Source organism: Streptomyces anatolicus (assembly GCF_019400875.1).
Lineage (GTDB): Bacteria > Actinomycetota > Actinomycetes > Streptomycetales > Streptomycetaceae > Streptomyces > Streptomyces anatolicus.
The window spans coordinates 1-6,618 of the sequence record NZ_WMBF01000353.1 but is presented as its reverse complement, the minus strand read 5'-3'; the positions used below and the strand labels follow the sequence as shown (position 1 = coordinate 6,618).

At 70.9% G+C, this 6,618-nt stretch carries 4 protein-coding genes; 3 read left to right on the top strand and 1 reads right to left on the bottom strand.

Annotated features, from left to right (window positions below; all coding sequences use genetic code 11):
* Positions 1–105: 105 nt before the first annotated feature.
* Positions 106–2,475: a maltotransferase domain-containing protein gene (locus GKQ77_RS24530; protein WP_219691104.1), complete on the bottom strand. Its 2,370-nt coding sequence runs from the start codon at positions 2,473–2,475 to the stop codon at positions 106–108.
* A 247-nt stretch (positions 2,476–2,722) separates the two neighbouring features.
* Here GKQ77_RS24530 and GKQ77_RS24525 point away from each other — a divergent pair, with 247 nt between their 5' ends.
* From GKQ77_RS24525 to GKQ77_RS24515, 3 genes are all read left to right on the top strand, one after another.
* Positions 2,723–3,328, top strand: coding sequence for a pep a2 (locus GKQ77_RS24525; protein ID WP_258021886.1), 606 nt, complete (start codon positions 2,723–2,725; stop codon positions 3,326–3,328).
* Positions 3,329–3,467: 139 nt separating this feature from the next.
* Positions 3,468–5,615 carry a glycogen debranching protein GlgX gene (glgX, locus tag GKQ77_RS24520; RefSeq protein ID WP_219691103.1) on the top strand — a complete coding sequence of 716 codons (2,148 nt, stop codon included), beginning with the start codon at positions 3,468–3,470 and terminating at the stop codon, positions 5,613–5,615.
* 138 nt (positions 5,616–5,753) lie between these two features.
* The coding region (locus GKQ77_RS24515; protein WP_219691102.1) for a VOC family protein at positions 5,754–6,618 on the top strand (865 nt) is incomplete at its 3' end.

The following is a 6,618-nucleotide window of genomic DNA, read 5'->3' as shown; positions in this document are numbered from 1 at the left end:
AGGAGCGCACGAGTACTTCGTAGAACACGGCACGTTTGAACCAGTCGGGATGCCGGTCCTTGGTGGGCGTGTCCTCGAAGGTGTCCTGGACGGGCTCATTGACGATCATGATGTGGGTGACCCTCCGTTCTCCCCCGGCTCCCCCGGCTCCGGCCGGACGAGCACATGGGCGCCGCCCGGGCCGAGACGCACGTAGTTGGAGCTGCCCCACTGGTAGGTCTCGCCGCTCAACTCGTCGTACACCGGCACCGTTTCGTGCCGGCCGAGGCCGAGGTGCGGCATGTCGAGGCAGACCGTGCCCTCCTGGGTGTGGTGAGGGTCGAGGTTGGCGACCACCACGACCAGGTCGTGGCCCTCGCGTTTGCTGTAGACGATGAGCGCGTCGTTGTCGGCGTGGTGGAAACGGAGGTTCCGCAGCTGGTGCAGGGCGCGGTGGCGTCGCCGGATGGTGTTGAGGGTGGTGATGAGGGGGGCGATGGTGCGGCCCTCGCGCTCGGCCGCCGCCCAGTCGCGCGGGCGCAGTTCGTACTTCTCCGAGTGCAGGTACTCCTCGCTGTCCGGACCGGACGGGGTGTTCTCGCACAGCTCGAAGCCGCTGTAGACACCCCAGCTCGGGGAGAGCGTGGCAGCCAGCACCGCGCGCACCTCGAAGGCGGGGCGGCCGCCGTCCTGGAGGTATCCGGACAGGATGTCGGGCGTGTTCACGAAGAGGTTGGGGCGCAGATAGTCGGCCGTCGCGACGGAGAGATCGGTCAGGCATTCCGTCAGTTCCGGCTTGGTGTTGCGCCAGGTGAAGTACGTGTACGACTGCTGGAATCCGGCCTGCGCCAGCGCCCGCACGACGGCGGGGCGGGTGAAGGCCTCGGCGAGGAAGATGACGTCCGGGTCGGTGCCGTTGATCCGGGCGATCACCTCCTCCCAGAACACGACCGGCTTGGTATGCGGATTGTCGACGCGGAAGATCCGCACCCCGTGCCCCATCCAGAACCGCAGCAGCCGCACCGTCTCCTCGACCAGCCCCGGAAAATCCTCCTCGAAGGCGAGCGGATAGATGTCCTGGTACTTCTTCGGCGGGTTCTCCGCGTACGCGATGGAACCGTCCGCCCGGTGCCGGAACCACTCCGGATGCTTCTCCACCCACGGATGATCCGGCGAGCACTGCAACGCGAAGTCCAGTGCCACTTCAAGGTTCAGCTCCCCCGCCCGCCGCACGAAAGCGCGGAAATCCTCCAGGGTCCCGAGGTCGGCGTGGATGGCGTCATGGCCGCCTTCGGGCGAGCCGATCGCCCAGGGCACGCCGACATCCTGCGGTCCCGAGGAGAGCGAATTGTCGGGGCCTTTGCGGAAGGTGGAACCGATCGGGTGAATCGGGGGCAGATAGACCACGTCGAAGCCCATGTCCGCGATCGCGGGCAGCCGCTCGGCCGCCGTGCGGAACGTCCCCGACACCGGCGGGGCCCCCTCCCGCACGACAGCGCCCTCCGAGCGCGGGAAGAACTCGTACCAGGAGCCGAACAGAGCCCGCCGCCGCTCCACGAGCAGCGGCAGGGCGTGCGAGCGGGTGACCCGTTCGCGCAGGGGGTGGCGCGCGAGCACGGCGTCCGCCTCCGGGGAAAGGGCCGCCGCGAGACGGCCGGCCGGCGGGCGCAGTTCGTCGCGCAGCGCGTCCGCGGCCGCCCGGAGCGTCCGGCGTCCGGCGCCGTCCGGGACTCCGGCGGCGGCACGCTCGTACAGCAGCGCTCCTTCCTCGAGCGTCACCTCGGTGTCGAGACCGGCCGGGATCTTGACCTCGGCCGTGCGGCGCCACCCGGTCACCGGGTCCGCCCACGCCTCCACGGCGTACGTCCAGCGGCCCTCCGCGTCCGGTGTCACCTCCGCGCCCCAGCGGTCGCTGCCCGGGGACAGCTCGCGCATGGGGGTCCAGGGGCCGGTCCGGCCGTCGGGGCCGAGCAGGACGACATGGGCGCCGACCGGCGCGTGGCCCTCGCCGAAGACCGTGGCGGTGACCTGGAAGGTCTCGCCGGGGACCGCCTTCACCGGGCGGCGGCCGCAGTCGAGCACGGGGCGGACATCGAGGACGGGCACGGTGAGGGAGGCCGGGCCCCGCTGCTCCGGTGACGTCGTCGGCTCCGACGACGTCACCGACGCGGCCGGGCTCGACTGCGACGCTCGGGTCATCGATATCTCCTCTGCCACGCTCGGGCGCACGGGGCGCGCACCACAGCCGCGCCGCGTGGACGCCCGGGTGCCGGACGCCTGCTGACGGCGCACCGGCCGCAGACCCAGGTAGTGCTCGGCCGCGTCGGCGGCGACCCGAGCCGTGCACTCACCCATCAGTACGCACAGCGTGTACGCGGTGTTCTCGAAGTGCATCCGCACGGTGCGGTCGGCCGGGTCCGCGAGCAACAAGCGCTCCCACGCCCGGTATTGGTCCAGATGCCGTGCGACCTCGGCCTTCGTAGGCAACAGCAGCACGCCGGTCACCTTCTCGTTCTCCGGAGGTGCGCACGGCACACCTGACTTCCCACCCATGGTGCACGCGTGACCACGCAGCGTCCTGTTGGATCTTCAACGACCGGCTCTGACCTGCTCGTGTTGCACGAATGGAGCAGTGCTCTCACCCTGAGACTGACTCAGAAGCGATCAGTGTTCACGCTTCGTGCTCGGGGCTCGGCTCACAGAGCCGATGAAACCGGGGCTTCGCTGAGAGGAGCCAAGCGCGATGAAGACTGCAATCCCCTGTTACTACCACCTTGAGGTGGAGATCAGCCCGGAGAGGATCGATCAGGTCAGGCGCATTCTGGCCGCACATCTCCGGCACTGGGGTCTGGGGATTCTCGTCGAACCCGTGTGCCACTGCGCCGGTGTGCTGCTCCGGGCGGTCGAGGAACACGGAACGGACAAGAACGCCGTGGTGGAGATGTGGTGGAGCGGACAGCACCTCATCACCGCCGTGTCGGACAACGAACGCGATCTGCCGGACCCGCACTACGGACCGCAGGGCTATCTCGCGCAGATCGCCGCGCTGAGCGACGGCTGGGGCAACTACCCGGGAACCAACGGCAAGATCATCTGGTTCTCGCACCGCGCGCGGTGCCCCGAACGCGCCCCGCTGGCCCCCACCACGCCCGCGCCCGCGCTGCGGGTGGCGCGCCCGCTGCCGCGGGAGGTGCCGGTCGCCGCGCTGGCGACCCCCGCGGAGGAGGAACCGGTCGTCGTCGGTGCCGCCCCGGGCGCCCACACCCAGCGCGCCGACGCGTCTTGGCAGAGGATGGTGGAGCGTCCCGCAGCGTCGTCCCCCGAGCCGCACCCGGCGGCCGCCATGTGAGCGTCGTGCTCACGCGGCAGCACGCCACGGCCGGCCGCGGCGACCCCGCTGGGGAAGCCGCGGCCCGCCTGTGTCTCGCAAGACGCCTCGGGCGCCGCGGACAGACCGAGACCACGCTCATCCTTCTGGAGGCAGCAGCGTGCGCACCTGGACCGGACGCCCGTTCCCCCTGGGCTCCACCTACGACGGCGAAGGCACCAACTTCGCCCTGTTCAGCGAGGCCGCCGACCGGGTCGACCTCGTCCTCGTCGCCGAGGACGGCTCTCACCGGAACGTCACGCTTCCCGAGGTCGACGGCTTCATCTGGCACTGCTATCTGCCCGGCGTCGGCCCCGGCCAGCGCTACGGCTACCGCGTGCACGGCCCCTGGGAACCGGCGACGGGCCACCGGTGCAATCCGGCGAAGCTGCTCCTGGACCCGTACGCCAAGGCGTTCGAGGGGCAGGTGGACAACGACGCGTCCCTCTACGAGCGGTCGGCCGACGGTCCCGAGCCGGCCGACAGCGCCGGCCACACCCTGCTCTCGGTGGTGACCGATCCGTCCTTCCCCTGGGAGGGTGACCGCCCGCTGCGGCGGCCCTACGCCGAGACCGTGATCTACGAGACGCACGTACGCGGCCTGACCCGTACGCACCCCGGGGTCCCCGAGGAGCTGCGGGGCACCTACGCGGGCCTCGCGACGGAGGCGGTCATCGACCATCTCGTCGCGCTGGGGGTGACCGCCGTCGAGCTGATGCCGGTCCACCAGTACGTGCAGGACGGCTTCCTGCTCGACCGCGGCCTGTCCAACTACTGGGGGTACACCTCCATCGGCTTCTTCGCCCCGCACAACGCCTACGCGGCGCGTGGCTCCCGCGGCCAGCAGGTCACCGAGTTCAAGTCGATGGTGAAGAAGCTCCACGCGGCCGGGCTCGAAGTGATCCTCGACGTGGTCTACAACCACACCGCGGAGGGCAACGAGAACGGCCCGACCCTCGCCTTCCGCGGCATCGACAACGCCTCGTACTACCGCCTGGCGGAGGGCGACCCGGCGCACTACTTCGACACCACCGGCACCGGCAACAGCCTGCTGATGCGGCACCCCAACGTCCTGCAGCTGGTCATGGACTCGCTGCGGTACTGGGTCACCGAGATGCACGTCGACGGCTTCCGCTTCGACCTGGCCGCCACGCTCGCCCGCCAGTTCCACGACGTGGACCGGCTCTCGGCCTTCTTCGACATGGTCCAGCAGGATCCGGTGGTGGGCCGCGTCAAGCTCATCGCCGAGCCGTGGGACGTCGGCGAGGGGGGCTATCAGGTCGGCAACTTCCCGCCCCTGTGGTCGGAGTGGAACGGCAAGTACCGGGATTCGGTACGTGACTTCTGGCGCGGCGAGGACCACTCGCTCGCGGAGTTCGCCTCGCGTCTGACCGGCTCCTCCGACCTCTACCAGCGCGATCGCCGCCGCCCCCGCGCCAGCGTCAACTTCGTGACCGCGCACGACGGCTTCACGCTGCGCGACCTGGTCTCGTACAACGACAAGCACAATGAGGACAACGGCGAGGACAACCGCGACGGCGAGAGCGCCAACCGCTCGTGGAACTGCGGCGTAGAGGGCCCCACCACCGACGAGGGCATCCTGGAGCTGCGCGCGCGCCAGCAGCGCAACTTCCTGGCCACCCTCATGCTCTCGCAGGGCATCCCGATGCTCGCCCACGGCGATGAGCTGGGCCGCACCCAGCACGGCAACAACAACGCCTACTGCCAGGACAACGAGATCTCCTGGATCGACTGGGACCTCGACGACGAACAGCGTGACCTGGTCGACTTCACCCGGCGGGCCATCGCGCTGCGCGCCGCGCACCCGGTCCTGCGGCGGCGCCGGTTCTTCCGCGGGGAGACCGCGACGCACGAGGGCCAGCCGCTGCCGGACCTGGTGTGGCTGCGGCCCGACGCGAGGGAGATGACGGAGGGCGACTGGCAGCGGCCCGACGCGCACGCCGTCACCGTCTTCCTCAACGGCGACGCGATCGCGGAGCCGGACGCCCGCGGCAGACCCGTGGTGGACGACTCCTTCCTGCTCCTGCTGAACAGCCACCGGGAACCGGTCACCTTCCGGCTGCCGGGCGTCTCGTACGGGGAACGCTGGACGGCGCGCATCGACACCTCGGACCCGTTGGGCCTTTCGGACGAGATCGAGCACAAGGCGGACGGCGTGGTCGGCCTCCAGGCGCACAGCCTGCTGCTGCTCTCCCGGCCCTGTCTGGCCGGGAGCCGCACGAAGAGGGCGGGGCGCCCGAAGCGGTGAGCCACCGGCCGAGTGGCGCGGCGCCCGCCCTCTTGCCCACACTGGAGGGCGGCAGGGCGCCGAGCCTCCCGCTGAACCCGAAAGCACAGGTGCCAGACTGGTTTTTCAGGGCGCCTCGATTTCCAGGACGGGTTGCACATGCACCACGACAACAGGATGCCTCCGGGCCCGGACGCGACGACCGGCGCGGGCGGGAGGGCCCGGGGTACCAGGACCGGGTCGGCGCTGAGCGAGTCGGCGGTCGGGGCCCCGTGCTGGGTCAGCCTGACGGCACGGGACCTCACCACCGCACAGAGTTTCTACGGTGCCGTGATGGGCTGGGAGTTCCGGCCGGCCAAGCTCGGCGAGCAGTTCTCCGTCGCCACCGCCCACGGCGACCCGGTCGCCGGGGTCGGCGCCATCGCGTCGTCCCTCCAGATCGCGGCGGCCTGGACCCCCTACTTCGCGGTGCTGAGCGCGGACGACACGGTGAGCCGGGTCCGGGAGCGCGGGGGCACCACCGCGGTGGGGCCGATCCCCTTCCCCAACGGGCGCGCGGCTCTGCTCTCCGACCGCGACGGTGCCGTCTTCGGCATCTGGGAGGGCGAGATCCTCACCAGCTGGCGCAGCGAGATGCACTCGGCGCCCGCCTGGCTGCGGCTGCGCACCCGCGACGCGTTCGACGCCGCCATCTTCTACGGCGAGGTCCTGGACTGGGCGTGCGGGCGGCCCGAGTGCTGCGAGGTGCAGTACCAGCAGGAAGAGGTGGTGGTCTACAGCGCGGGCCGCCCCACGGCGCGGCTCAGTTCGGGTGCCGTGGAGGCGGACCCCGATCCCGGCGTCCGCCCGCACTGGCAGGTCCACTTCACCGTCGCGGACGTCGAGGCGTGTGTGCGGGCCACGGCCGAGTACGGCGGGCATGTGGTCGACCAGGACCTCTCGGCCCAGCCGCCCTGGGCGACGCTGCGGGACGCCGACGGCGCGCAGTTCCGGGTGGTCGCGGGGGATACGGGGCATCCGGGGG

Excerpts from the sequence above, each read along its gene's own strand:
- GKQ77_RS24525 (WP_258021886.1), top strand. The coding sequence starts at position 2,723 with ATGAAGACTGCAATCCCCTGTTACTACCACCTTGAGGTGGAGATCAGC.